Source organism: Candidatus Chloroploca mongolica (genome assembly GCF_004762035.2).
Classification (GTDB): domain Bacteria; phylum Chloroflexota; class Chloroflexia; order Chloroflexales; family Chloroflexaceae; genus Chloroploca; species Chloroploca mongolica.
Genome location: NZ_SIJK02000070.1, coordinates 1 through 26,562 on the forward strand (window position 1 = coordinate 1; position 26,562 = coordinate 26,562).

The following is a 26,562-nucleotide window of genomic DNA, read 5'->3' on the forward strand; positions in this document are numbered from 1 at the left end:
ACACCCCATACCCGACACCCGACACCCCATACCCGACACCCGACACCCCATACCCCATACCCGATGCCTGCCCCCCGAGACCCGAGACCCGAGACCCGAGACCCCACGGAAAACCCAGCACCTCACGCAACACAAAGCGCACCCAGGCCGTGTGGATGGCCGGGTCAGGGCGCAGGCCCTGCTGGTTGTCCTGCCACTCCTCCAGCGCGCGGCGCACGCCTCGGCTGACCTCGGCGTCGTGCGCGTCCAAGCCCTGGGGGAAGACGCGCAGCAGCACCGGCATGCTCAGGAACGGCCCTGAGACCTCTACCAACGAGAGCCATTCGGCGTGGTGGCGGGCGATGGACATAGGTTTGCTCTCAAACTCAGCGCCTTCGCGGCTTTGCGTTAAAAAAGCATACGGCTTTGCGCCTCTGCGTCTCTGCGTCTCTGCGTTAAAACACCTCAGCGACGTTACGCCAATCGTTCCGGCACTAAAAACGTCACGGCAACAGGAAACAGTCGTGGACTCGGGTTCGCGTAGCGGGCGCGGATGGCGGCGGTCTCGCCCGCGAGCTCGCCGGGGATTTGGGCCAGGCGGGCGCGCAGGCTGTCGCGGTTGCGGGCCAGTTGCTCACGTTCGGTGTCCGAGAAGTCGGGGAGCATCAGCTGGCTGATGGCCGGCTCGTCCAGTTCGGTCGCGATTGCCCGCTGCAACTCGCCCAGGATGGCGGTGATGTCCGCAACCTCCTTGTCACGCCGCTCGGCAAGCTGCTTCGCGAGACTGGCCGCCCGCTCGCGCATGCGCGCCTCTAGCGCCGCGAGCAGCGCGTCCTGGTGCTTGGGCCATTGGGCTGCCAGGCGCTCCTGCACCGCAGCGGGGACGGGGCGGTCGGTCGCGGCAGCGAGCACGCGCTGGGTCTCGGTCAGGTTTATACGGGCGAAGCGGCCCTCGCGCAGTTGGCCGCCGGCGACAATCAGTTCCTCGTGGAGCCGCTGGTGATCGGTGCCCAGCACCAGGAGTCGGGCATGGCCGATCAGGGCTGGTCGCTCTAGGGCATCGTTCGGCACGATCCGCGCGGTGACCCGGTACAGCTTGCCGCGCCCGCCCGGCGCCCAGACCTCGGCCCGCAGCAAGCGCAGCGCCATCGCCACCAGCCGATGGTTCAGGTGCGCCAGCACCACATCGTCGCGCCCATCAACCAGGGTGTGGTCGAAGACAATCGGGCGCGGCACGCCAGTATGCGGGTGCGCCAGGCCTGCACCGCACGTGGCCCAACTGCCAGTCAACGAGGGAACCTGAAAGGCCGCAAGCCCGTTGATCGTGGTCGCCCGCAGCGGGGGCTGGCCGGCGAGCGCCAGCGCGATCTGCACCACCGTCTGCACGCGCGTCGGCTCCAGCTTCAGGTTGCGCCGCGTCTCCTGGAGTTGCTCGTGGAGCTTGGCGATCTGCTCGCGCAGCTGCCGCTCGAACTTCAGCAGCCGACGCACCGGCTCGGCATCCCGCTCGGCCGCCGCTGTCTCCAGCCGCACCCGCCGTCCAAGCATGGCCTCCTCGACCTGCGTGGCGATCACCGGCCCAACCTTGCCCAGGTCTTCGCGGATCGTGTTGACCTTCAGCGCGGCCCGCATCAAGAACTCGAGGTCGGCGGCGAGCTCGTTTGGGGCGAGCGTATCGCGCACCTGGCGCTCGCGCCAGCCCTTGCTGACAAAGTGGAAGATCTGCACCTGGGCGGCGCGCTGACCGTGGCGGTCGATGCGGCCATTGCGCTGCTCCATCCGGTTCGGGTTCCAGGGGATCTCGACGTGGATCAGCCGGGAGCAGTGGTTCTGCAAGTCGATGCCCTCGGAGGCCGCGTCGGTGGCCAGCAGAATACGCACCGGCGCGACCTCCGGGCTGGCCTGGAAGGCCGCCTTGATCCGCTCACGCTGGTCCGTGGGCATCCCGCCGTAGAGACTCATCAGGCGCTCGCCGCCGCCCAGTCCGGCGCTGGTCAACATCTGGAGCAGCCAGCGCTGGGTGTCGCGGTACTCGGTAAAGATGATCACCCGCGTGGTCGTCCACTGGCCGTCGGGGGTGAGCAACTGCGCCTTCAGCCAACCAATCAGCTCGCGGGTCTTCTGGTCGGGTCGGCCACGTGCGGCCTCAGCCCATGCCCGCAGCTCGTCCAGCAGCGTGCGCTCCTCCGGCGTCAGCTCGCGGAACAGGCGCGTCGCCGTATCGAGGGTATCGTCGAGCGCCGTATCGGCCGCCTCATCGTCGCCAAACTCCTCATCCGCCTGCTCCAGCTGGGCGCGCAGGATGCCCACCGGGGTGCGGGTCGGGCTGGCCCCGCGCTTGCGGGCCGTCTCCAACGACCGGGTATGCTGGGCAAGCGTGCGGGCAAACGCCTCGGGCGAGGAGAAGAGCCGCTTCTTGAGCAGCTTGAACACGAACTCACTGGCCACCTGCTCGGTCTGGTCGCTGGCCCCCTTCAGGCGCGACTGCGTATACTGGCGCAGCACCTGATGAACGCGCAACTCCTCAGGAGTATAGGCGACCTCAATCGCCTCCAGCGTGCGCGCGGGAAAGCGCGGGGAGCCGTCCCAGCGCGGCGGCAGCTCCGACTTCATCCGGCGCACCATCACCGCGAGCAGGCTGGTGCGCTCCGGCGCCACGCCACGGGCAAAGCGCTGCGGGTCGAGCAACTCCAGCAAGGCGGTGAAGCTCTCGGGGTAGCCGTTATGCGGCGTAGCCGAGAGGAACAGGCGGTGCTCGAAGTGGGGGGCGATCGTGCGTATGGCCAGGGTGCGCAGCGAGTCGGTGGCATACTTGCCGCGGCCCGAGGGGGCCACGTTGTGCGCCTCGTCGACAATCAGCATGTCGAAGCGGCGCGGGTAGGCTGGCTCATCGGGGCCAGGCAGCACCTCGCGAAACAGGCGTATCGGGCGCTCACGCTTGAGGAAGTCAATTGAGGTGATCAGGCGCGGGAAGTGCGTCCAGGGGTTGACGTGCAGGCCACGCTCACGGCGCAGCACGCGCATCAACTCGGTGTCGACGATGCGGAACTCCAGCCCAAACTTGTCGCGCATCTGGTCGCGCCACTGGATCTGGAGTGCGGCGGGGCAGACAATCAACACCGCGCGGGCGCGGTGGCGCAGGATCAGCTCCTGGACGACCAGGCCGGCCTCGATGGTCTTGCCGAGGCCGACATCATCAGCGATCAGTAAATTGGCGCGGGGCATCTGGATCGCCCGCACGACCGGATCGAGCTGATAATCCTCGATGGTGATGCCGGAGCGGAAGGGGGCCTGGAGGGCGCGCAGATCAGCGCTAGCGATGGCACCCCAGCGCACGGCATCGAGAAACGCGTCGAAACGCTGGGGGTCATCGAAACCCCTGGGCTGGGGCAGCGCGGCACCCTCAACCGCCTGGGTACCCGGCTCAATCTCCCAGATCACCTGGAGCTCCTCGCCGAGCGCATCATCCTCGACCGAGGCGAGCGTCACCCGATGCTGTGGGGTGGGATCGTAGGCCGCCAACGGGTCGGGAGGAAGCGTACTCTGCCGCACCTCCGTGACAACGTAGCGACGTTGGCGCACCTCGACCAATTGACCCTGTTCAGGAAGAGCTGTTGCAAGAACCGTCGGCATCGTCGCTCCAACCAGACCAACCTCTATGCTCACGAATTTGCTTCGTGTTTGGCATCAGTATAGCATGCTTATTTGGTATTTACCATACCATTTTGTGGCACAGCCAGGGCGATTGCATCATACGAAACCGGATACAACGGGGCACCCGCAAGGGGTACCCGTACCGGGGTGGGGCACCCGCAAGGGGTGCCCCTACAGGGCCGGGGGGCGGGCCCGGCGTAGGGGCACCCCTTGCGGGTGCCCGTGTGGGTGCCCTTGCGGGTGCCCGTGTGGGTGCCCTTGCGGGTGCCCGTGTGGGTGCCCGTGTGGGTGCCCGTGCGGGTGCCCGTGCGGGTGCCCGTGCGGGGTGCATACACGGAAGATGCAATCGCCCTGGTGGCACAGCGATCATCGTACCGGGCAGATTTGACGCAAAGACAAGGTTCGTAGGCACTTGACAGTTTGCGCCCTACGTCGTGGTAGTGCCGACTTTAGTCGGCCTCAGCCGACTGAAGTCGGCACTACCACTGTCATGCTCAAAAGCTCTTTCTGAAACCTTGTCAAAGGCGCAAAGGTATTTCATATCTTTGCGCCTTTGCGCCTTTGCGTCAAAAAAGGTGCGTGGCGGGCGACCTTGTCACGATTCTGAGCGATCGTTGTGTGTATACCGCGCAGCCATAGCCAGACTGGCTTCACGCATCATGGTGACGAGTTCAGGGGGTTCATGCACGATACAGTGTTCACGATACCGCACCAGGATCTGGCGGGCCTGCCAGAGATCGTGGGTCTCTGCAGAGACATCGGCTGAGCCATCGGCATGGAAGGTAACGCTGCTCTGTGGAAACCAGAGCGCAACATCGCGTTGCCGTGCGACAACCGCATCGAGCGTATAGTGGAGGCGGAAGACCGGGCGTGGCGGCGCAAGCGGGGGCAGGGTTGTATGGAGGTAATGGCTTTGAGCGGCATAGCGAAAGCCTTTCCTACTTCTTCGGCGCTCGCTTGAGCTCAAAGATGACCAGGCCGTCAGCGCGTTCATGGCGGCGGACGATTTCGACGCGGGCTTTGGCGCGCACGGTCCAACTCGGTACGTCGGGGCCGCGGGCGATGACGCCGATGGCGACCTCTGGGGGGATGTTGGGGAGCTGGATCTGAAATTCGTCGTCGCTGACGGTGCTGACTTCGCCGGCAAAGCTGTGCCCTGGTTGGTAGCGACTCAGGTCGTAGGTGCGGCTGCTGCTGGTTGCGGTGCGGCTGCTGGTGGTTGCTGCGCTGCTACTGCTGGCTGTCGCTTGTGCCTGTGCTGGTGGTTCAAGCAAGGCCATGCGCCCGTAGCCGCTTGAGGTTTTGGCCCCGATGCCCAGTTCGTCGAGGGCTAGGGCCAGGATCTTAAAGGTGAGGTTGACCCACGCAGGCGGGCCGTGCAGAGCGATCAGGTAGTGTCCGGTGGCACTGACAAAGGGCACTGGCGTTGGGCTGTCCCAGTCGGCGGGCGGGCTGCCCTGGCCCTGGTAGTAGTCGGGGTGGTGAACCGTGATGATGTCCTGGTAGAGCGCCTGGCCGTTGAGGCCGCTTCCGGGAAGGTAGAGGGCGTCAAAGAAGGTGATGTAGCCAGCTTCTTCGGGGGTGCCAAAGATGGTTTTGTAGTGCTCGCCGTAGCTGGGTTGTTTGATGTCACGTGTTGCCTGCCATGCTTCGCCTTCGAGATACTGGCGCGCATACGCGGCGGCAAGGCCTTTGAGGGCGCTGCCAGGAAGGTAGGGCATGCCGTAGGTGCGGTGCAGCGCGAGCGAGGTCTCAATGACGCTTTCGGCCCCAAGGTTGAGGATCAGGCGGCCCCGGGTGCGGGCAACCCGTTGCGCGGCTCCACGGTTGGTCAGTGCGTCTTGCCACTGCTTGAAAAAGAGCTTATAGGCTTTTGGCTCGCGGACGCTGGTGACCTGCGCAACGAGCTCGGCCTGCGGCGAGTCGCTTTCACCACTTGCACTGCCGGCCCGATAGAGATAACGGTCGAGCAGTAGGCCAGCATGCTCGCTCGCCCAGCCGCATTCCTGGAGTGCTTTGCGACGACTCAGCATCATGAAGCTACCTCCTGCCCCTGCTCGACATCCAGTTCGGCCTGGGCAAACCGCTTATACCAGAGCAATGCTTCGAGGGTGCGCCGCGTAAGCAGCATATAGGCCCCCAGCGGGGCTTCGCGGCTGCGCTGCAAGAGGGCCGCCCGCGTGCGCTGCTCAGCTGGCCCATCAAGGACGACGTGGGCGAGATCGCGCAGCAGCCGAAAATAGGCGTCCTGATCATCGGTTTTTTTCGCATTGCCCTTGGCCGCAACAAAGGTCAGCGCCTGCGCCAGTCCGGCGGTCTGGATCAGCACCGGCAATTGATGCGCCATCGAGCCATACTTTGTCTTTTCAGGATGATCCTTCAGTGGGGCAACCTGGGCATAGATGGTGGCGGCCAGGCGTTGATTGCGCGTTTGCATCACGCTTTCCCCTTTCGTGCGACGGTAAAGCGACAGAGACCGCGCCCAACAGTGGCTTTGCCCCCAAACTGGTGCGTGCTCCGACTTGCGTCATGCAAGATCGCTTCAACATCCTGAGTGGTCGCACCACTGGCGCTGATCGGGCTGGCAAGCACCAATCCGGTCAGCACGGTCTCGGCAGGCAGCGCTTCTTCGTACCAGAGACCGCCTTGGGCAACGGTTTTGCTGGTATCTTCAAGCCGTACGCGGGCAGTAATTTCAAGCGCGGTTTCGAGCAGAAAGCTCATGATATTATCGTGGACAAGACAGAAGCGTTCTTGCAGCATCGTTTGCCACGCGGCGTGATCGCCACCGTTCGGAAAGAGTTGTTGGCCAAGCCAACTCGCCCAGAGCGTTGCCTGCGCATCGTCCTTGAAGGCAAGGTCAAGATCTTCCAGGTAGACATAGGTCGCGTTGCCCTGTTGAAGGCCAAGCGTTGATGTTGCGGTGACCAGCGCCTCAGCCGCATCGGCCTGCGCGGTTGGCGCGGCATCGGCCGGTTCAGGAATGACGGTCGGAAGGGCGGGCAACCCGGCCTCGCGTGCTTCGCGGGCAAAACGGCGCAGCAGATACGGCGAGGTGACCCAGGCAAAGGTGCCACGGAAACTACGCACCGGCAGCAAGAGCAACCGCAGATCGGCAAACTGCGCTGCTCCGGCGTGTTCATCGGCCCGTTCGGTGGGCGGCCCAAAGACCTTTTCGCACGCTGGCTTATCTTTCTGCGTTTCGCACCAATCGCGCAGGGTTCCTTTGAACGATGAACCAGGCAGAAACGGCAGTCCAGTGGCCTTCTCGCGGGCAATCGGCAGATCAATCACGCCGATGCCCTGGCCTGTTCCGGCGTGCAAGGGCGAGAGGGCGTGGAGCAAAACCACGCTTACCGACGACGTATCAGGCATTGTTGTTCCTTTCGAGGAAGGTTAAGAAGGCTTGCACGACATCCGTCTCGGGGCCAAGCAACGTCCCCTGATTGTTGGGGCCACGCAGTTCACGTGCTTCGTCTGGGGTCAGGGTTGCGTCAACCTGGTCGTGATCCCGTCCGTTGCGGAGGCGCTGACCATATTTGATGATCAGGCGGTCAGGCAGCGCGACCCCTTGCAGCACGGCCGCCAGACCATACGCTGCGCCCCCATCGGCAAGCGGGCGCAGGATCAGGGGACTCGCCAGGCGATCACGGATCTGACCATCTTTTGTTTCGCCAAGCAGCGTATTATTGCCACGAGGATCGCCTTCACGTTGATCATCACGTTTGAACTGAAAAATGATTGGCAAGCCAAACGCCGCCCGTGGAAATTTGCCACTAGTGGGCATGGGTTGATGGGCCTTCGAGCGATAGCCCGTCAGGTTGCGGATCGCCTCTGGTTCAGGCCAATTGCTCCGTCCGAGGCGTTTTGTGCGGGCCTGGCGAAACTCTTTCAGGCGTTCAAAGAGGAAGCGCCACGCGGCGAGGCTATCTTGATACGAACGGGTGACCACGATGGGCATCGTTGGCGTCAGATGGGGCACATTGCTGGGCCAGGTTCCGTTGACGACATGCTTGTTCAGCCCTTGACGCACACGGGTGAGCAGATCGCCCGCGGGCGTGTCAGGCTGATCCACCCATTGCAACGCCCCAAATCCGCGTCGCGTGCGGGCACCCAGGCCGCCAAAGGTCTCCCATGCCCAGAGCGCGGCCTCGACCTCGGCGGCATCCTGGGCCGCGTAGGTGATGGTTAGCGTAAAACCAACCTTGGCAAGCACCGTGCCTTGCGTCTGTTGCAGCGGAAAGGCCACATAGCTGTAGGGTGAGCGGAAATGACCAACGCCAACCGATTCCCCGCGGCCATCCTTGACCTGAAAGACCTCCCCTCGGCTCGTTGGCTCGACGAACACCTGGATCTTCGACGGCCCACTGCGCTTCGCAGGATCACTCGGTGCCCCCCAGAGGCGATCTTCGTCCGCTTTGAGCTGCTTGAGATCGCCATTGGCCTGGCCGCCGCGGGTCGCACGCCACCAGAAGCGCAGGTGCCCACGCACCTCGGTGCCACGCACCACCGTTACTTCATCGGCCTGCTGTGGGATCGCGCCGCCGCCAAAGAGTGGGGTGAGCAGGCGGTACGCGCGCACCTGGGTCACCAGGTCAGGCGTGGCCTTTTTGCTGATGTTTGCTGGCGCGTCAGGAGGAGGTGTCCGCATTGCTTTGCTCCTGTATCTTCATCGTACGCAAGGTTCCGTTCCAGCCACCGAGCAGCGCCAAGCCAAAGCCATCAGCGCGATCCTGGGCGGCATCGCTCACACACTGCAACCAGATCGCATCGATCCAGGCATCAATGGCCGCATCATCGCCCTGCGTCGCATCGGGAAGCCTGAGAAAATAGACGCTGCCGGCGGGTGCGAGGCGCCGCGTTGGCTTCGGCTTGCCGCGTGAACGGCCCGGGCCGTTGTCAGCGAGCAGATCCCAGCCTGATACCACCTGTGGGCGGGCGACGACGGCAGCGGCAAGGGTTGCAGTGAGGCCCGCGTGAGCAGCGAGCAGCCATGCCGGGCGAAAACCGGCCTCGAACATGGCCGGGGTCACGAGCACCACGCGGCAGGCCCGGTTCGTGCGGATCAACGCACGGATGGGCTCGGGACAGGTCGCGGGCAACGGGGTTGCCGCGTCATCAACCGCCGGATACCAGTGCATTAGCCGACGTTCGCCACCCATCGGGGCGAGTTGCGCGGCAAACTCAGCCTCGGCAAAGAGCGCCAGCGCGAGCCGACGCGAACTCGTCAGGGAGGTCTGTGCGCTGGATCCAGAACGATGCGTAAAGACCAGGCCACTCGTTTGAAAGAGCATGCCCTCGGCGGCGGTGCCGGTCGCGGCACGCACGCTCACATGCATCCGCTCTTCGGCTGATGGCCCCCGATGACCGAGGGTCGTAGGTTGAACCGTCTGCTCGTCAGGCGGATCGTGCAGCCAGGGTTGCATCTGTTCCCAGTACCAGAAGGTAGGCGTATCGGGGGCCACTTTATCGGGCGCATAGACGACGGGCGCGACCATGCTCAATGTTTCAGCCGCATAATCGGTCAAGGTACCCGGAAAGGGTTCAAGCGGCAGCAAGCGACGACAGACGTGTTGCGCTGGCGTTTCCCGCTTCAAAAGCAGCGCATCGGCAGGGGCAGGCAAGAGCCAGTTGACCACACGACTTTCGTCGTCAAGCTCGACCAGCACTGGTCCACGCACCCTGGTTGCGCGCAACTGATCGATCAGCTCCTGGCGGGTAAAATCGCCGCCGAGGGCCGCCCCAAGCCGTGCGCGAAAGGCTCCACTCGTTGTCGAAGGCAGCGGAAACGGCAGCGAGGTCGCACGCGCCCCGGGATCGGGGCCGAACGGTCGGCCATCGCGCACAATCAACGGGTCACGCGGTTCAATGAGCCACAGCTTCAAGCTCTTTTCCTTTCTGCAGCGTACCTTCAGCCAGATCGCAGGCATCGGCAAAGATCTTGGCAAGAATGATCTCATCAGCCACACCGGCCAGCGTGACAACGTATGCGCCCTGGTCATCTTGTGCTGCTAACAAGCTTTTCAGGCTGTCCTTCAGGCCGTGATCAAACGCAGCGCGTCCCCGCTGACCACGCTTCCGGCCCAGCACGCGCACCGCATCGGCGCGCATCGCCCGCTCCAGGGTCGCCTGCGTGGTCGCCGCCTCCTCGGTTGCCTCAGCGAGGGTGAGTTGGTTTGCCAGATCGCGTAATTCATAGGCGGCCCCATCGGGCAGATCATCGTGACGATGGAGCATAATCCACTGCTGCGTGAGGCGCGTATCCATCGCGGCCCAGGGGTCGTCCTCCCGCTGCGCGGGGTTGCTCCAGGTGCCGGCAATGCTGCGATCTACGCCACTGCGCTTGCTGAGGGTGATCGCCAGGGCATTCTTGCCAGGCACCTGCTTGGCCGCTTTTTCGGCCTTGCGCGCAAGGCGCAATGTATCGGCGAGCGGCTCGATATGATGGGCGACCGCGAGCCCAACCGAGAGGGTTGGCGTTTCGCCCTGTTTATTCTGAAACGGTTGAAGCTGTACGGCAAAGAGATCGGCCAGTTCACGGGCGCATGCCAGGGCGGTATGCACCGGCAAAAAGGCCATCACATCGTCGCCCCCGGCATAGACCGCGGCCCCGTGATGGCGTTGCACAATGCCAGGGACGCCGGTGGCAAACGCATTCAGGGCCTGCGACAAGGCGCGATGCTGCGCCGGGCCTTGGTGCGCCTCGTGATCAATCGCCTGGCCCATGCGATCCCCATCGGCATGCAGCAAGGCATAGTAGGGCAGCGGCGTGCGTGGTGCTTCGACAAAAGCAAGCCCCTGATAGAACGTCCGCAGGGCGGCCTGGGCTGCGGCAAGCATTGTTTCATCACTCAACACATCAACCAGCCGTGTCTCGAAGAGCAGCGAACCATCGTACACGCCAAAAGGCCCCGCCAACGCGAACTGCTCAGGCACCTGCTCGGCATGCAGATTCACCTCGAGGCTCCGCAGCTTGGCGAGATAGGTTGACCAGAGTGGTTGCACCTGCTCGGCATACTTGGGGTCACTCAAACGCAGCATCAACGGCAGTGCGGCAAAATGGGACGTACTGGGAAAGCGGTTCTCCTTGCCACGCTGCCCATGGCGTTTGAGCAAATCGACGCCCGACAGACGCTCGGCGGCCCCGGCACCATACTGATCGAAGAGCGCCTGAACTTTCTGCTCGCGGACGGCCGGTTGATCGGTGCGTCGGGGATAGGCTGTTTCAGGGATTACTGACTCACGGATACCGTCGAGCGACGATTTCGGCACCGTCTCACCCCAGGTCACCTGGGCAAAATTGCGGGTTGCCTTGCGTGCGAACATCATCGCCTCAAGGCGCTGGCGGGTAGAGGCATAGGTTGCGCCATCAAGGGTCTCGAGCGGCAACGCGACCCAGGTATACTCAACGAGATCGCTGATCTGCTGCCAGGCCAGCGTTGTGTTGAGCATATGACGGCCACGAATCCCAGCAAAGGTCGTATCGCGGATCGCCGTAAGGCGTTCATCAAGCTTGGTCTTGACGTGGCTCGCGAGGCTTTGCACCGCTGCGGCGGCCTCGTCAGCCTGGGTTGACGGAACCTCAATGATCGCGAGCAACCGATTCGCCGCATTGAAGCGCTGCTCCAGCGGGGTCTCACTCGTCTCGGGCACGAGCAAGGCGGTGGCGGCGGGTGCGGGAAAGATCAGCCGTGCCAGATCTTCGGTCTGGAACTGTACAATGGCAAGCGCCGCAGCCTTCGAGAGCTCGCTCAAGAGCCATGAACCAAACCAGAGATCGCGGCTGCGCCGCGCACTGGCGATAAATTCTTGCACGGGCCCGATACTGGCGAGAAAGAGATACTGCATAACGTCTTTCTTTCAACAGCGACTGTGATTACTGCTATTACACCACATCACCCCGTCACATATGTGAAACCTCGATGCGACCATGGCCAAAAACGCACGCTTTGCCGGTGTGGAGCAGACTTGCGGCGAGCAAGATGGTGCGCACGTCAATTGGCACATTGCGCAGGCTGACGCTGCCCACCAGACCACCGAGTTTCATTGAGCGGCGTTCGCCGCCGCGGGTACTCGTGCGTTCCCAATCAACCCAGCGGATCGCGGCACGTTCCACGCGCACCTGGCGTGCGGCACTGACAAGCGGACGGTAATCAGCGTCCCACGGAACCAGGCCATAAAAACTGGTCAGGGCAGCGAGCCGCCAGCAGGTCGCCTGCACGATGGCCCCGAGGTCAACGTGCTCGATAAAAGCCCCGCCTGTCTTGATGCGCAGCGGGGTATGCAAGGTCAGCTGGAGATCGGCGGGCAACTGTGCTGCATGAATGGGAAGTTCGGCCAGGTTATGGGTTGGTGGTTCGACCGGGACATTTACTTCGCCATTGGTATAGACATTGACCCCCAGTTGTTGAAAGGGCAGCAAAACATCCGCACGTTCGAGGTGCGCCCGGACATAATCGCGCCCAAGCCCGGTCTGCCCAAGCTCGGCGAAACCGTAGAGAAAGTTGGGCAAGAGATCAAGCGCGCTGCCAACAAGAACCAGTCCGAATTCAAGGGCATCACCAGCTCTATATTCACGTTTTATTTCCAGTGGTGGTTCAATGACAAAGGGGCGAGGAATGTCGTGAAGATTATGGAGCGTACCACCGCTTCCAGCAGGGCGGGTCGGTTCAAAGACCTGGCGATAGGGACAGATCAACGTGTTCGGACAGGTTGCCGAATGGCCCCAACACGCCGGGGGGCAGGCTGAGGTCGCACGCTGAAAGGCATAGCCAAAACCGCCCCGCAAGAGCGCACCCTTGTACGCGGGCAGCATTGTTGCTGCAAGCATGCGATAGGCCACACGAACGCGCATGAGCGAGAGGGGAGGGAGCGTGAGCGTCGCATTGGTCGACCAGTTCTGATCCATGGTCATAGCTCATTCCTCATAGGGGCAAGTATAACCCTTTTTTGTCTCGCTGGCAAAAGGCAAGCAAAGCTTGCTTTTTGCCAGCGAGAAAATCTTCGCTATTCAGTCATATCCTGAAGCAATTTCAGGCCAGCGTCGGCGACGGTTGAGCCTTCACTGGCGATCGTCGGGCTGCTATGGGCTGCGGCGGCGGCGATGCGCGCGGCGCCTGCGATACCGGCCAGTTGACGGTCGTGCTGGCGCTGTTGGGCCACCGTGAGGTCACGATGCTCGACGCGCCACTGTTCCAGGCGCGTCATCTGTTCGGCGACCAGTTCATCGTGCCGCAGACGGAGTTCCAGCAAGGCCCGCTCGTGTTGTTCACGGCGTTCGGCAACCGCCTGGGCGCGGAGGTCACGCTGCTCGGTGAGACTCTGTTGCAAATCGGCCAGAGCGAGCAACTGGGCATGCTGGCGTTCCTGAGCCGCCAGCGCAAGCTCACCCTCGGTACGCACCAGGCCGTGTTGCACTTCCAGCAGCCGTACCTCTTGCTCGGTACGATGAGCCTCGGCCTGCTGCTGCTGCAACCGCTCCCACTCCAGATGATAGCGAGCCTGATCCTTCTGCCAGGACTGCTCATCGTGCGCAATTTCGGCCACATGGGCCTTGATCTGCGCCATCGTGATCTCCAACTGCGCAGCCAGGGTTGCCTGTTGCACCTCGGCCTGTTGCCGCAAGAGACGCTCGCGGGCTTCAGCGGCCCCGGCGCTCATCCGCAGACTATGCTCACGTTCAGATTCGGTCGCCCTGGCGGCTAATTCCTGCAGCCGCGCACGGTGGCGGGCCGCATCGACCCGTAGTTCTTCATCAATTTGGGCGGCGGCAACCGTTGCGGCCGTAGCTGCCTCGATCTGGCGTTCGTCACCCTGACGATCAAGCACGCGCACACTGATGATCTCGAGGCCAGCCAGCGCCGGATCGTTGCACAGACGAGCCTGGACAAACGCGGCCGGCCCATCCATGCCTCCGTGTTCATCCTGACAGCCGGTCAGCGCCGCGTGCGGATACCGCTCGATATAGGCGAGCACCGCAGCCCGGGCCGCAGCAATCGTTGCGACGATTGGTTCGCGGTGGGCGGCAATGATCAAGGGATCAGCAACCGCAAGATCCACGCTCATCCAGAGCCGAAACCGCCATTTGTCGGCGCTCCACCCTTCAATCGGACCAATGACCACCTGCTGACGACGTGCATCAACCCACTGGACAAGGATCGCACCCGGCGCACACCAGAGCCAGTAACTCCCCGGCGTATAGATCGTCGCCTCGCCGCCAGGCAGGTGAACAACTGCCCACGTTCCTGGGGGCACAACCAGTTGGGCCGCAAGCCCAAAGACCTGACGGGGCAGATGCTGAGGCATCGTGGCCAGGCCCGTATGAAAGCCAGGCATCGGCACCTGGTTTGCCGACGGCTGAGTCGGCATCTCGCCCTTCGCCAGCGCAAGCCCTTCGATCACCGCCCCACCTACCGCATCGTGAACCGTCGTGCTGATTTGCGTGCTCATGTTCTTCTCCTTGCTCATTCCCTGTAGCGCTGTTGCTCTCATGCCAATTCCCGTTGAGTTGGTCGCATTGTCACCCTGAGTATCAAATGGCCGGTGGGCCCAGTGATGCCGTGCGCAACCAGGTTGATGCACCGGCCCGCCCATGTCACCCCGAACGAACGTGAGGGGTCTTCTATGCCGATCCGTGCAGATTCCTCACTGCGCCTGCGGCTTCGTTCGGAATGACCGCGGAGGCGTTGCAATTCGACTTCCAGGCTCCCTGCGGCGCCCACCTGGCAGGTCTCCGCGACTTCCAGGCTCCCTGCGGCGCCCACCTGGCAGGTCTCCGCGACAACCCCAGCATAGCTTGTCAGAGCGTCACAAATGTGTTCATGCACTATGAGCACATTTGTGACGTGCAAAAGACTATGCTGAAAGCGAACGGTGCATATCCGGTCAGTGCAAGAAGAGCAGATCAGACGCAAAACGTATCACCCAACTTGCCTGTTACGTTTTGCCTTCGTCTTGCTCTTCTCTGGCAAGGCTTGTACCGAGCAAGCTGGATGGAAAGGGGGACGGTGATGATCTGGTGTGTCTTGACGCTGGCAACGATCCTGGCCTTGTTGGGCCTGGTGGCGCTCACGGTTGATCCACGGGGGATCTTTGGGTCGCCGATGTCGTTGGGACGGGTCGTACGTGGGTGTCTGGCGAGTTCTTTGCTTGCGGGGGCCGGTCTACTCGTGCTGCTCGCGATGGTGGTGTCGTCATGGCTACCGTAAAACCTTCGCTGATTCTGCAGGTTGATGGCACACCTGGCCATGTGCCAACAGGAACGGTCGGCCTCGGTGTGGTGGTGCGCAGCCCGCGGGGTGAGGTTCTCCGTACGCGTTGTTTGCGCGCTGCTGCAGCGAGTTGCAATGCCGCCGAATATCAGGCGGTGATTGCCGGGTTGACGTTGATGCTCCGGTTGTATCCAGGGACGCCGGTGCGCTGTTTGAGTGATAGTCGACTGGTGATTGATCAACTGACTGGCCGCGCCGCTGTCCGTGAGGAGGCGTTGCGGGCCTTGTATGTCCAGGCGCAGGCGCTGTGCCAACAGTTTGGGCAGCTTGAACTGGTGGCGATTCCACGGGAATTGAATCGTCTGGCTGATGCCTTGGCCTGGGAGGCCCTGGGGGGCCGGATGGCGTTAATCCGTTTTCAAGGAGGGTAGGTGCGTTATGCCTGTGTTTCCAATGTATCGTGGTCCAGCCTTGCTGGAACAGGTCGTGGGGGTCGAGAATCTGACGTTGGCGTGGCGGCGGGTGCGGAGCAATATCGAGGTGGTGCGGCGTGGTCGCAGTGCCGGGGGTGATCTGGTGACGCTCCGCGATTTTGAGGCGGACTGGACGAGTCAAATGACGCGGCTCGCTGAGGAGTTGCGCATGGGCACCTATCGCCCCTTGCCTGCACGCCGGGTGACGATTCCGAAAGCAAGTGGCGGTGAACGTGCGATTGCGATCCTGGCAATCCGTGATCGCGTGGCCCAGCGGGCGGTGCAGCAGGTGTTGCAGCCGCTCTTTGAACCCCTCTTGCTCGACTGCTCGTATGGCTGTCGGCTCTTTGTTGGGGTGCCCGAGGCGGTGACACGCGTGGCGCGTTATGCCGATCAGGGGTTGCTGTGGGCTGTTGATGCCGATATTGCCAGCTATTTTGATACGATTGATCATCGGATTTTAATGGGTCTGTTGCGACAACGCATTGATGAGCCGGCGATTCTGCATCTGATCAGCCAGTGGCTTCAGGTCGGAACGCTGCATCAGCCCGAAGATGCGCCTGATGGTTCTGAGCCAACAGGTCTGGCGCGCCTGTTGCAGCAAGGTGGCACAGCGTTGCGGGGGATGTTAACCGAGCCGCCGCCACCGCCGCTGCCTGCTATGCCGCCGGGGGTGAGCGATCTGTACGCCGCCGCCTCGTGGGAACAACCGGATTTCAACGGATGGGGTGCGGCGCGGCGGCCCGGCTTGGATACCGGTGGCCTGCTCGCGGCGCTGAGCCTGGTGCAACCGGCCTTGAACGGGGCACGCCAACTGGCCCCCCACCTGCAACGGATTGGCCCGCAGCGTCTGTTGCTGGGTGGGGCGCTGGCAGCAGGCGCGGTCGCTGTGAGTGAACTGGCGTTACGGGCCCACGCAGCCAGCGCGACCCGTGGTGCCCCCCAGGGTGGCGCACTCTCGCCACTGCTCGCCAATATCTACTTGCACCCGTTTGACCTGGCCATGACGAGCCACGGGCTCCGTCTGGTGCGCTACCTGGACGACCTGGTTGTGATGTGTGCCTCGCGTGACGAGGCGGAACGGGCGCTGATCCTGATGCAACGTCAACTGGCAACGCTCCATCTGCACCTGAACGAAGCCAAGACCTCCATTGTTGCCTATGCCGATGGGCTTGAATTTCTGGGCCAGGCGCTGGCCCCACGCGCAAACGGTTCACATCACTGGCAGGGGTTGGCAAATTTTGAAGAGGCGGAACGGGCGTTACGCGAGGCATCGCGTCAGGCGGGCAAGCACATGCGCGATGGAGCTGACCGAGTACGGGCGCAAGCCGACCATGTCCGGCGGCGGATGCAGCGCAAACCTGAACAGGAGGGATGAGCAATGGCAACGCTCTATGTGCAAGAACAAGGGGCTATGGTACGTAAAGAGGCGCAGCGGGTCATTATCAGCAAGCAGGGGCAGATCCTGCAAGAGATCCCGCTCAACAAGATCGATCAGGTTGTCTTGATGGGGCGCGGGGTGCAGATGTCAACGGCCTTGCTCGTTGACCTGATTGGACGCGGCGTGCCCGTGATGCTCACGAATCAGCGCGGCAGTCGCCATTATGCCACCTTGACGGCAGGGCCGTCGCGCTTTGGGGCATTGCGTTTGCAGCATATGCAGCGGGTGATTGATCCAGCCTGGACGCTGGAACTGGCGCGAGCCATCGTTGCGGCAAAGCTGAGCAATCAACGCACCATGCTGGCGGCGAGTGGCTGGTCGGCGGCACCAACCGCGGTTGCCCAGATTACGACTGCGCTTGGCTCGCTGGAACATGCGGTTGACGTAGACGCCGTGCGCGGCTATGAAGGAGCAGGTGCAGCGGCCTATTTTGGGGCATGGCGCACCGCGCTGCAACAGGCATGGGGGTTTCAGGGGCGCGCCTTCTATCCACCACCCGACCCCGTCAACGCCATGCTCTCGTTTGGCTACACCCTCTTGATGCACGACGTGCTCAATGCCGTCCAGTTCACTGGGCTTGACCCCTACCTGGGCGTCTTTCATGTGATCGAAGCCGGGCGACCATCGCTTGCGCTTGACCTGATGGAAGAATTTCGCCCACTGGTCGTCGATCGCCTGGTGCTTGAACTGGTAGGGACAGGCGCGATGCGGCGTGACCAGTTCGAGCGACCGGCGCAACGTCCTGACGCCGTCTATCTTGACGCCACAGGCCGGGCGCTGTTGGTCGAGCGCTACGAAACCGTGATGCAGGCGGCAACCCGTTTGCCTACCGGTGAACAGACCCCCATGCGGCGCATGATTTTGCTGCAAGCTCAGGCGGTGGCGCGCGTCGTGCGGAGTGAGCAAGAGCGGTATCGTGGCTATACGCCCTGAGGAGCAGCCATGTTTACGATCATCAGCTACGACATTGTGGAAGACAAACGGCGCACCAAAGTGATGAATCTGCTCAAAGGCTATGGGACACGGGTGCAATACAGCGTCTTTGAGTGCGAACTGACTACGCAGGAGTTTGCCACTATTGGGAAAGAACTACGAACAATTATTGACGCCAATACCGACAGCGTGCGTTGCTATCGCCTGGATGCTGATGCTGTTCAGCGCATTGCCATTCTCGGCATTGGCCGGGTTACCACTGATCCGGGCTATTACCTGATCTGAAAGTTTTGCAGGGAGGGCCAGCCCTCCCTGCAAAACGTTGTCACTCCTCTTCCTGTAACCAGACCCGTACCAGGGGGTGATGCTCGGAAGGTGGCGGTGGTGACGCAAAAAAGCCAGTCCGTGGCACGCGCTTTCTGCGCTTTGCACTATCATCGTGGCCTTGTTCATCAGCAGGAGCAGTTGGCAACGAGCGTGCATGTTCTTCGGCCTGCGTCAGATCCAGCACCTCAAGCTTCCAGACCCGATCTAACCGAAAGCAGCGCTCACCGTGGGCAAGAAAACAATACGCATAGGCATACCAGACAGCGCCGTGCCGTTCCAGGCGCACCGGTTGCAAGACTCGCTCTTGAGGATACGGATCAAGCACGCCTTGATACAGGACAGCAACAACACGGCGCTTCTGAATCGCTTCACGCAATGCCTGAAGCCAGCGATGCAACTGTGCCGCGTGATCAGGTGGCGGCTCATGGAGAGGCGGCGTTGCCGAAGGCTCTGTGGTCGCGTGATGGGTTGCCAGCAGATGAGCCAGGGCCGTATCAGTCGCGTTGCGCAGCGCAGCTGGCAACGCGGCACGCAACCGTTCCAGCAACGCATCGTGCGGGCCTGGAGGCGCATGTGCTGGCGCAGTCGCCTGATAATACTGACTGGCAAGCAGCAATGTGGCCGTTTCTGCCGGGGTCAGATCCGGCAGCGGCACAGACTCGTGTCGTGACGGAAGCACCTGAGCCGCATAGCCCAGCTGCGCAAGCTGCGCAACCAGAAGCTCCTCCTGACCGGGATGTACCAGCGCCACGCCGGGAGCAAGGATTGTCTCAAGCAGACGATGGATCGCACGATAGCGCTGGAGATCCTGAAGCACCTGTGGCTGATCGCCAATCACGACCGTCCGTTGCACCAGGCGTACCGAGCCAGCCAGGGCAAACAGTGGCTCCCATGCTGGTGGCAATGACCCGGCCTGCTGCTCGAGGACTGCTCGAGCGCGCCCCAGATGACACCCACGGCCAACAGCTCGTGCGATGACCGATTGCTCAAAACGCAGCAGCAAGCCAGCTTCATCGCCACCGACAACGTGCGCAAACGGCATCATCGCCAACAACTCAGGCCCAACCGCAGCATGAGCCACCCGCAGCTCACCAGGTGCCTGATACTCCCAGCACCCTGGCACAGCTTGCGCTTCGACCTGACCACGCAGTGCGCCCAGCCACCGTAACGGCCCCTGGAGGGATCGCCCCCAGACCTCCCGCATCGTCTGGTGATTCCAGGGCGGTCGCCGCTTGGTACGAAACGGATGCGTGGTTGCATCAGCCAGCGGACCAAACGCTGCCGTCAGCGCAACAAACGCCTCATCAGGCACCACCGTAACCGGCACATGCTCTGCCCACGCCAGCAGACGACGGCGCAACGCCGACCAATCGACCCCGGACTGCGCCGCTCGTGGCGGGAGCAAGGCAACCTCTGGTCGTGGTGCCCGCATCCAGGCTTCAACCAGAGTTTGTACACGCGTGGCATGTGGTGCAGCGAGCCAGGCCGCTGCCGCGGGAGCAGGGACAGCCGCACGACCATGGGGTGCAAGCAGCGCAAGATCGCCCAGCAGAGGCGTCACCCAGCGCAGCAGTGCCTCAGCCTCTCGCACAGGAAGCGGGAGCAAGCCCACGCGGAGCCGGTGCAATGTAGCGCGAGACGGACAGCCATTACGCACTACGACCACCGGGTGTTGCGCTGCGGCAAGCAATACCAGCGTCGCAGCACGTACCGCGAGCAGATCTGACGGAGAAACTGGCACAGCATTGAGCGAGGCCTCAGGCATACACCTCGCATCATCAATGCGCAGAGGCCGAGGCAACCAGGCGCGCACTTCAGGCGGCACCACATAGCGACACGGATGCTGACGGCTCGCCGGACGCGGCAACAACCATCCTGCCAGCACAAACAACTCGGCCAATGAACGAGGTTTCCGATCCTGACGGAGTGCAGCGAGCGAGCGAAGAGGGCCATACCGTGACGTCACTGCCTGCATCGACAACGTACGTGGCTCGGCCCGGAGCGTCTGAGCGGCAGCCTGCGCCTCAGCAGATAACGAAAAATAGACCGCACGCACCGACGCAGGGCGACACAGTGCCCGTCGGACGCGAAGCAAACACTCATCACGCGAGCCACGGCGCGACAACGACACCCGCTGCGATGCCGCAATGAGTCGTAACAGTGCCACCGGAACATCTGCCAGATACGAAACCCAGGCTTGCATCTTGCACTCCAACCAGTCACCTGCTAAAATGTAGCCAGAGCAAGTATACACCCTGCAGGATACCACATGAATAACATTGCATACAGTTTCACCTGCTCCTGGTTGCACGTCAAATGACGCACTGCAATCAACTCTATCGCCCCAGCCCGGGACGCGACCCAGACACAAAAAAAGCCCCGCTTTGAAGGGGTTTGAAACCCTGGCACCGTCCATCCCGTTGGCGACGTCGTAGGCGACACAAAAAAAGCCCCGCTTTGAAGGGGTTTGAAACATGATCATATTCCCTCCCTATTCAATTGATCTCCCCGACACAAAAAAAGCCCCGCTTTGAAGGGGTTTGAAACATGGCTTCCCCAGCGTGGGTACTAGCCCCACCCGGTAGACACAAAAAAAGCCCCGCTTTGAAGGGGTTTGAAACAAGCTCCGCGTCCTTCTTGCCGGCCCAGTTGGCCGGGACACAAAAAAAGCCCCGCTTTGAAGGGGTTTGAAACCCAACCGAGCCTCGGCCTGGGCTTTGAGCTCTGCGACACAAAAAAAGCCCCGCTTTGAAGGGGTTTGAAACAGTACACTACCCCCACCCAACTAACGATATCGCGTTGACACAAAAAAAGCCCCGCTTTGAAGGGGTTTGAAACCCTGGTGGCGATGGAGTATCGCCAGAATAGCCAGTCGGGACACAAAAAAAGCCCCGCTTTGAAGGGGTTTGAAACAATAAACGTTTCAAGTTCATTCCTGTTCATAAACAGACACAAAAAAAGCCCCGCTTTGAAGGGGTTTGAAACGTGATCAGGGGACATCAGCCTCGGCGATGTACGCAAGACACAAAAAAAGCCCCGCTTTGAAGGGGTTTGAAACATGTTAGCACTCTCGCCGATCATGATGGCGGTGCGAGACACAAAAAAAGCCCCGCTTTGAAGGGGTTTGAAACTGGTCTCGGCGACGATGGTGGTGGTGTTGATCTCGGTGACACAAAAAAAGCCCCGCTTTGAAGGGGTTTGAAACCATCAGGCCCGCTTCGGTCCGAACAAACCATTTGAAGACACAAAAAAAGCCCCGCTTTGAAGGGGTTTGAAACCCGGCGTGTTGCGGGTTTCGGCCGCGGCAGACCGGGACACAAAAAAAGCCCCGCTTTGAAGGGGTTTGAAACACACTTCCTGCCACCCCACACCGGGGCGGCAGACATCGGACACAAAAAAAGCCCCGCTTTGAAGGGGTTTGAAACGCCCAGCCCGCGCCCAACGCCTGTCCGCTCGACGTGACACAAAAAAAGCCCCGCTTTGAAGGGGTTTGAAACACGCTGATGCCCTGAGCCTGCGTGGGCATGGCCCACCGACACAAAAAAAGCCCCGCTTTGAAGGGGTTTGAAACAATTCGTCCACTTCCTTGATCTCGGGAAGTGTTCTGGACACAAAAAAAGCCCCGCTTTGAAGGGGTTTGAAACTGCAGTCGGAGGAACCGATCAAATTCAGTTCACGATTAGACACAAAAAAAGCCCCGCTTTGAAGGGGTTTGAAACAAGTCCCCGCGCTGAGGGTAGTCACCTTGCCGACCAGACACAAAAAAAGCCCCGCTTTGAAGGGGTTTGAAACGAGCTTGTGTACGATTCGACCAATCCGTCGGGCACGGGACACAAAAAAAGCCCCGCTTTGAAGGGGTTTGAAACTATAGTGAGGGCGCGCCCAACGCTGAGCTTTCGCTCGACACAAAAAAAGCCCCGCTTTGAAGGGGTTTGAAACTGCATGTTCTCTGCTCAACCGAGGAGGTGGTGAGAGGACACAAAAAAAGCCCCGCTTTGAAGGGGTTTGAAACACTGCCAATTATCGCTCCATGTTCCCACGTTGACCCACGACACAAAAAAAGCCCCGCTTTGAAGGGGTTTGAAACCTTTCTGTCTGCGATCCCTGGGGGGGGGGTAGTAGACACAAAAAAAGCCCCGCTTTGAAGGGGTTTGAAACGTGGCGCGGATTTCGCTTGCAGCCGCGCGCTCAGCGGGACACAAAAAAAGCCCCGCTTTGAAGGGGTTTGAAACTTTTTGTCTCTCTCTCCGCCCCGCGCTCGCTTTGGGGACACAAAAAAAGCCCCGCTTTGAAGGGGTTTGAAACCCGACAGGTTGAGGCCAGCGCTGGGCACGGTGCCGTGACACAAAAAAAGCCCCGCTTTGAAGGGGTTTGAAACTTAGCGGGCGTGGGTGGGCGGGTGCTACTTGGTCTTGACACAAAAAAAGCCCCGCTTTGAAGGGGTTTGAAACAGCGAGAGTTCTCCTAAGACTTAAAGACTGTCAGAAGGACACAAAAAAAGCCCCGCTTTGAAGGGGTTTGAAACGGTCAGGACATTGAGGCCGATCTGCTGGCTCTTGCGGACACAAAAAAAGCCCCGCTTTGAAGGGGTTTGAAACTTTTTGTCTCTCTCTCCGCCCCGCGCTCGCTTTGGGGACACAAAAAAAGCCCCGCTTTGAAGGGGTTTGAAACTGGGTGACCCTGAATGGGCCACCAGAACCCAATCGTGACACAAAAAAAGCCCCGCTTTGAAGGGGTTTGAAACGGCGACTGCCCCATGATTCAACAACGCCACCACGAATACACAAAAAAAGCCCCGCTTTGAAGGGGTTTGAAACTTCCGGGTGCGATCGATCCCCGGAAAGGGTAGATACACAAAAAAAGCCCCGCTTTGAAGGGGTTTGAAACTCGATTGCCGACTGCGTTGGCTTCGCCGCTAGGGGAAGTACACAAAAAAAGCCCCGCTTTGAAGGGGTTTGAAACTTGCCGAGCACCGTCAGCCAGTTGCGCTGGCGGTGCTACACAAAAAAAGCCCCGCTTTGAAGGGGTTTGAAACTACACATCAGGAGTGACCTGGAGAAGGTTAGTATCGACACAAAAAAAGCCCCGCTTTGAAGGGGTTTGAAACCTAGCGTCAATACTCAAGCTAACTTTGGCCACAGGGACACAAAAAAAGCCCCGCTTTGAAGGGGTTTGAAACTCCGACTCTCCTTGCCACTGCTTTCGCCATGTTTACGACACAAAAAAAGCCCCGCTTTGAAGGGGTTTGAAACTCAATCACTTCCCAGTTATCATCAGACACGACTTTGGACACAAAAAAAGCCCCGCTTTGAAGGGGTTTGAAACCAGAACTAAACGTGACATGGTTGACTCCGTATATCTGACACAAAAAAAGCCCCGCTTTGAAGGGGTTTGAAACAATAAAGGCGCCAAGTAGGCTCCAATCGAACTCCTCGACACAAAAAAAGCCCCGCTTTGAAGGGGTTTGAAACGATACAGTAACCAGAACTAAACGTGACATGGTTGACGACACAAAAAAAGCCCCGCTTTGAAGGGGTTTGAAACTCTGAGGATCAGCGGTCACCGAGTCGGGAACCAGGGACACAAAAAAAGCCCCGCTTTGAAGGGGTTTGAAACGAGCCGGTGAAGTTCGTCGTGTTGATCTCGAGCCTGGACACAAAAAAAGCCCCGCTTTGAAGGGGTTTGAAACCTCTGGAAGTACTTGATCGACAGCAACGACATCGGCCGGACACAAAAAAAGCCCCGCTTTGAAGGGGTTTGAAACATTAACCTTGCTCTCCTGGCCGGCGCTGCTGGGGTGGACACAAAAAAAGCCCCGCTTTGAAGGGGTTTGAAACGTCCCAGAGGGGCGGGTCTCTTCAACAGAGAATGCAAGACACAAAAAAAGCCCCGCTTTGAAGGGGTTTGAAACCCCTTGGGCATTGTTGAAAGCCCAATCGGCTGCGGTTTGACACAAAAAAAGCCCCGCTTTGAAGGGGTTTGAAACCGACCATAGTCGTATACTCATCAACACTCATGATAACGACACAAAAAAAGCCCCGCTTTGAAGGGGTTTGAAACACGCGTTGGGCGCCACCCAGAGGTCCAAGGGACCCCGACACAAAAAAAGCCCCGCTTTGAAGGGGTTTGAAACGCGGTCGGGCTGGCGGTCGGGCTGGCCGTTGCGGGACACAAAAAAAGCCCCGCTTTGAAGGGGTTTGAAACGCGTTGGGCGCCACCCAGAGGTCCAAGGGACCCTGGGGACACAAAAAAAGCCCCGCTTTGAAGGGGTTTGAAACTGTTCGTCGAGGTCGCGCTCGAGCGTGGCTCGATCGACACAAAAAAAGCCCCGCTTTGAAGGGGTTTGAAACCCTCTTCGGCCCGCTGGGCGATCATGGCGGGCGTGACGACACAAAAAAAGCCCCGCTTTGAAGGGGTTTGAAACTAGGCCAGGTCGCCTACGAAGCGCAGAACAATAACCGACACAAAAAAAGCCCCGCTTTGAAGGGGTTTGAAACAACTCTACCCACCTCATACTGCCCCCACAATGGGGGGACACAAAAAAAGCCCCGCTTTGAAGGGGTTTGAAACTTGACCAGTGCGGTGAGCAATTTGGTAAAGTGACACAAAAAAAGCCCCGCTTTGAAGGGGTTTGAAACCCTTAGGTCGAGGTTTGTAGCTAAGGGGTTTTACCGACACAAAAAAAGCCCCGCTTTGAAGGGGTTTGAAACGGGCGGGGTGGCGGTCGGGACCGCGGTGGCCGTGGGTGGACACAAAAAAAGCCCCGCTTTGAAGGGGTTTGAAACTCGAAGGGCTTCTCGGGCTTGTCCTGCAGATTCTCGACACAAAAAAAGCCCCGCTTTGAAGGGGTTTGAAACGTAGGCCTTCTCAAGCAAGGTCATGACGGGCTGGGCGACACAAAAAAAGCCCCGCTTTGAAGGGGTTTGAAACTTGTTCATGGTCTCGGTCTCGATGGTCTCGGCGGTCTGACACAAAAAAAGCCCCGCTTTGAAGGGGTTTGAAACAATGCTTTATCAGCTTGATGGCTGCCTCTACAACGGTGACACAAAAAAAGCCCCGCTTTGAAGGGGTTTGAAACCAGCAGGTAGACGATCAGGGCGAACAGGCCGGTGATCGACACAAAAAAAGCCCCGCTTTGAAGGGGTTTGAAACCTTAATGCCGTTCACGATGAAGCCACCCCCGAGACACAAAAAAAGCCCCGCTTTGAAGGGGTTTGAAACTTGCGCAGCAGGTAGACGATCAGGGCGAACAGGCCGGTGGACACAAAAAAAGCCCCGCTTTGAAGGGGTTTGAAACGCGGTCGGGCTCGGCTCGGCGGTCGGCGTGGCGCTGGGACACAAAAAAAGCCCCGCTTTGAAGGGGTTTGAAACAGAGCTGTGATTTGCCAGCCCCACAAACCACACCCGGACACAAAAAAAGCCCCGCTTTGAAGGGGTTTGAAACGAGGACCCCCAACTTTTTCCTGGCCATCGAAGATGAGACACAAAAAAAGCCCCGCTTTGAAGGGGTTTGAAACGATCTTACCACTGGGCACGCAGAAGTGGGTCTGCTCGACACAAAAAAAGCCCCGCTTTGAAGGGGTTTGAAACAAACCTGGATAGGCCCCTGCGCCCGGGCGGGCAGGACACAAAAAAAGCCCCGCTTTGAAGGGGTTTGAAACAATCCCCTGCGCCTTCAGCTGTGCCAGCGACTCGACGACACAAAAAAAGCCCCGCTTTGAAGGGGTTTGAAACCAACCCTGCGCCGCCGCGGGGGCGGCGGGCAGGATCGAGACACAAAAAAAGCCCCGCTTTGAAGGGGTTTGAAACTCGGCTCGGGCGTGGTCGTCGGCGGGACGGTCGGCTCGACACAAAAAAAGCCCCGCTTTGAAGGGGTTTGAAACAATGCGGTAGTGGTACTGCGCAAGAAATAGGTGTACCTGACACAAAAAAAGCCCCGCTTTGAAGGGGTTTGAAACTTGTTGCCGACGATCACCAGGTGCTGCTCGATAGAGACACAAAAAAAGCCCCGCTTTGAAGGGGTTTGAAACGTGGCCGCGGTGGCCGTGGCGGTGGGCGGGACGGCGACACAAAAAAAGCCCCGCTTTGAAGGGGTTTGAAACGCGAAGTCCCAGTTCGCAGCGGATGGGACGTACTCCGGACACAAAAAAAGCCCCGCTTTGAAGGGGTTTGAAACAAGTAGTCGCGGCAAAGCGTGCACCATCCATCGGAAGACACAAAAAAAGCCCCGCTTTGAAGGGGTTTGAAACGTGCACCATCCATCGGAAATCTCCATTTTCACTCGACACAAAAAAAGCCCCGCTTTGAAGGGGTTTGAAACCTGTCATAGGCTTTCATAGCTAGATAATGACGCGACGACACAAAAAAAGCCCCGCTTTGAAGGGGTTTGAAACATGACGGTCTCGACCAGGACCGGGGGGTTGCCCCGGGACACAAAAAAAGCCCCGCTTTGAAGGGGTTTGAAACTCTAGGCCGCCCCGGGTCTCCCAGTTGTTAAATGTCAACTAGATTTGCCGCCTGGTGTCAACTAGATTTGCCGGTTCCC

Annotated in this window: 17 protein-coding genes and 1 CRISPR repeat array; of the genes, 5 read left to right on the plus strand and 12 right to left on the minus strand. The window is 60.3% G+C overall.

Going from position 1 to position 26,562, the window contains the following annotated elements:
* The 11 genes from EYB53_RS22255 to EYB53_RS22305 all read right to left on the minus strand — a co-directional run.
* Nucleotides 1-349, minus strand: a 349-nt coding sequence (locus tag EYB53_RS22255; RefSeq protein WP_205712732.1) for a hypothetical protein, incomplete at its 3' end; no start/stop codon positions are given.
* A gap of 104 nt (nucleotides 350-453) precedes the next feature.
* Nucleotides 454-3,612, minus strand: a complete 3,159-nt coding sequence (drmD, locus tag EYB53_RS22260; RefSeq protein ID WP_135481224.1) for a DISARM system SNF2-like helicase DrmD — start codon at nucleotides 3,610-3,612, stop codon at nucleotides 454-456.
* Between the two features lie 616 nt (nucleotides 3,613-4,228).
* On the minus strand, nucleotides 4,229-4,600 hold the full coding sequence (locus tag EYB53_RS22265) for a WCX domain-containing protein (protein WP_254151193.1): 372 nt from the start codon (nucleotides 4,598-4,600) through the stop codon (nucleotides 4,229-4,231).
* A complete protein-coding gene (gene cmr6, locus EYB53_RS22270) occupies nucleotides 4,572-5,669 on the minus strand; it encodes a type III-B CRISPR module RAMP protein Cmr6 (RefSeq protein WP_205712733.1) in 1,098 nt (365 codons plus the stop codon). The genes EYB53_RS22265 and cmr6 overlap by 29 nt, the downstream gene beginning before the upstream one ends.
* The gene (gene cmr5 / locus EYB53_RS22275; protein WP_135481229.1) at nucleotides 5,666-6,070 is read right to left on the minus strand and encodes a type III-B CRISPR module-associated protein Cmr5; all 405 of its coding nucleotides are present in this window, start codon (nucleotides 6,068-6,070) and stop codon (nucleotides 5,666-5,668) included. Before cmr5 ends, cmr6 begins: the two co-directional genes overlap by 4 nt.
* Nucleotides 6,070-7,008, minus strand: a complete 939-nt coding sequence (gene cmr4, locus EYB53_RS22280) for a type III-B CRISPR module RAMP protein Cmr4 (protein ID WP_135481232.1) — start codon at nucleotides 7,006-7,008, stop codon at nucleotides 6,070-6,072. The genes cmr5 and cmr4 overlap by 1 nt, the downstream gene beginning before the upstream one ends.
* On the minus strand, nucleotides 7,001-8,284 hold the full coding sequence (gene cmr1, locus EYB53_RS22285) for a type III-B CRISPR module RAMP protein Cmr1 (RefSeq protein WP_135481234.1): 1,284 nt from the start codon (nucleotides 8,282-8,284) through the stop codon (nucleotides 7,001-7,003). Before cmr1 ends, cmr4 begins: the two co-directional genes overlap by 8 nt.
* On the minus strand, nucleotides 8,265-9,518 hold the full coding sequence (locus EYB53_RS22290; protein WP_135481237.1) for a type III-B CRISPR module-associated protein Cmr3: 1,254 nt from the start codon (nucleotides 9,516-9,518) through the stop codon (nucleotides 8,265-8,267). The genes cmr1 and EYB53_RS22290 overlap by 20 nt, the downstream gene beginning before the upstream one ends.
* Complete coding sequence (gene cas10 / locus EYB53_RS22295) at nucleotides 9,499-11,481, minus strand: type III-B CRISPR-associated protein Cas10/Cmr2 (protein ID WP_135481239.1); 1,983 nt, start codon at nucleotides 11,479-11,481, stop codon at nucleotides 9,499-9,501. The genes EYB53_RS22290 and cas10 overlap by 20 nt, the downstream gene beginning before the upstream one ends.
* A 55-nt stretch (nucleotides 11,482-11,536) precedes the next feature.
* On the minus strand, nucleotides 11,537-12,547 hold the full coding sequence (cas6, locus tag EYB53_RS22300; RefSeq protein ID WP_254151194.1) for a CRISPR system precrRNA processing endoribonuclease RAMP protein Cas6: 1,011 nt from the start codon (nucleotides 12,545-12,547) through the stop codon (nucleotides 11,537-11,539).
* A 92-nt stretch (nucleotides 12,548-12,639) separates the two neighbouring features.
* Nucleotides 12,640-14,082, minus strand: coding sequence for a coiled-coil domain-containing protein (locus EYB53_RS22305; protein WP_135481242.1), 1,443 nt, complete (start codon nucleotides 14,080-14,082; stop codon nucleotides 12,640-12,642).
* A gap of 560 nt (nucleotides 14,083-14,642) precedes the next feature.
* On the opposite strand from EYB53_RS22305, the gene EYB53_RS22310 reads away from it, so the two are divergent.
* The 5 genes from EYB53_RS22310 to cas2 are packed head-to-tail and all read left to right on the plus strand — an operon-like array spanning nucleotide 14,643 to nucleotide 17,975.
* Nucleotides 14,643-14,840, plus strand: coding sequence for a hypothetical protein (locus EYB53_RS22310; RefSeq protein WP_135481245.1), 198 nt, complete (start codon nucleotides 14,643-14,645; stop codon nucleotides 14,838-14,840).
* Nucleotides 14,828-15,274, plus strand: coding sequence for a ribonuclease HI family protein (locus EYB53_RS22315; protein WP_135481247.1), 447 nt, complete (start codon nucleotides 14,828-14,830; stop codon nucleotides 15,272-15,274). Before EYB53_RS22310 ends, EYB53_RS22315 begins: the two co-directional genes overlap by 13 nt.
* Nucleotides 15,275-15,281: 7 nt before the next feature.
* Nucleotides 15,282-16,694 (plus strand): reverse transcriptase domain-containing protein, encoded by a 1,413-nt coding sequence (locus EYB53_RS22320; RefSeq protein ID WP_135481249.1) that lies wholly within the window; start codon nucleotides 15,282-15,284, stop codon nucleotides 16,692-16,694.
* 3 nt (nucleotides 16,695-16,697) lie between these two features.
* Nucleotides 16,698-17,690, plus strand: coding sequence for a CRISPR-associated endonuclease Cas1 (gene cas1, locus EYB53_RS22325; RefSeq protein WP_135481252.1), 993 nt, complete (start codon nucleotides 16,698-16,700; stop codon nucleotides 17,688-17,690).
* Nucleotides 17,691-17,699: 9 nt separating this feature from the next.
* Complete coding sequence (gene cas2, locus EYB53_RS22330) at nucleotides 17,700-17,975, plus strand: CRISPR-associated endonuclease Cas2 (protein ID WP_135481254.1); 276 nt, start codon at nucleotides 17,700-17,702, stop codon at nucleotides 17,973-17,975.
* Nucleotides 17,976-18,015: 40 nt separating this feature from the next.
* Here cas2 and EYB53_RS22335 read toward each other — a convergent pair whose 3' ends face one another.
* On the minus strand, nucleotides 18,016-20,220 hold the full coding sequence (locus EYB53_RS22335; RefSeq protein WP_135481256.1) for a WYL domain-containing transcriptional regulator: 2,205 nt from the start codon (nucleotides 20,218-20,220) through the stop codon (nucleotides 18,016-18,018).
* Between the two features lie 161 nt (nucleotides 20,221-20,381).
* Nucleotides 20,382-26,483: direct repeats of the CRISPR family, unit length 37 nt; unit sequence GACACAAAAAAAGCCCCGCTTTGAAGGGGTTTGAAAC.
* Nucleotides 26,484-26,562: the final 79 nt, after the last annotated feature.

Excerpts from the sequence above, each read along its gene's own strand:
- EYB53_RS22335 (WP_135481256.1), bottom strand. The coding sequence starts at position 20,220 with ATGCAAGCCTGGGTTTCGTATCTGGCAGATGTTCCGGTGGCACTGTTA.
- cmr5 (WP_135481229.1), bottom strand. The coding sequence starts at position 6,070 with ATGCAAACGCGCAATCAACGCCTGGCCGCCACCATCTATGCCCAGGTT.
- cas6 (WP_254151194.1), bottom strand. The coding sequence starts at position 12,547 with ATGACCATGGATCAGAACTGGTCGACCAATGCGACGCTCACGCTCCCT.
- EYB53_RS22310 (WP_135481245.1), top strand. The coding sequence starts at position 14,643 with ATGATCTGGTGTGTCTTGACGCTGGCAACGATCCTGGCCTTGTTGGGC.
- EYB53_RS22305 (WP_135481242.1), bottom strand. The coding sequence starts at position 14,082 with ATGAGCACGCAAATCAGCACGACGGTTCACGATGCGGTAGGTGGGGCG.
- cmr4 (WP_135481232.1), bottom strand. The coding sequence starts at position 7,008 with ATGCCTGATACGTCGTCGGTAAGCGTGGTTTTGCTCCACGCCCTCTCG.
- EYB53_RS22315 (WP_135481247.1), top strand. The coding sequence starts at position 14,828 with ATGGCTACCGTAAAACCTTCGCTGATTCTGCAGGTTGATGGCACACCT.
- cmr6 (WP_205712733.1), bottom strand. The coding sequence starts at position 5,669 with ATGATGCTGAGTCGTCGCAAAGCACTCCAGGAATGCGGCTGGGCGAGC.
- EYB53_RS22320 (WP_135481249.1), top strand. The coding sequence starts at position 15,282 with ATGCCTGTGTTTCCAATGTATCGTGGTCCAGCCTTGCTGGAACAGGTC.
- drmD (WP_135481224.1), bottom strand. The coding sequence starts at position 3,612 with ATGCCGACGGTTCTTGCAACAGCTCTTCCTGAACAGGGTCAATTGGTC.
- cas10 (WP_135481239.1), bottom strand. The coding sequence starts at position 11,481 with ATGCAGTATCTCTTTCTCGCCAGTATCGGGCCCGTGCAAGAATTTATC.
- cas1 (WP_135481252.1), top strand. The coding sequence starts at position 16,698 with ATGGCAACGCTCTATGTGCAAGAACAAGGGGCTATGGTACGTAAAGAG.
- cas2 (WP_135481254.1), top strand. The coding sequence starts at position 17,700 with ATGTTTACGATCATCAGCTACGACATTGTGGAAGACAAACGGCGCACC.
- cmr1 (WP_135481234.1), bottom strand. The coding sequence starts at position 8,284 with ATGCGGACACCTCCTCCTGACGCGCCAGCAAACATCAGCAAAAAGGCC.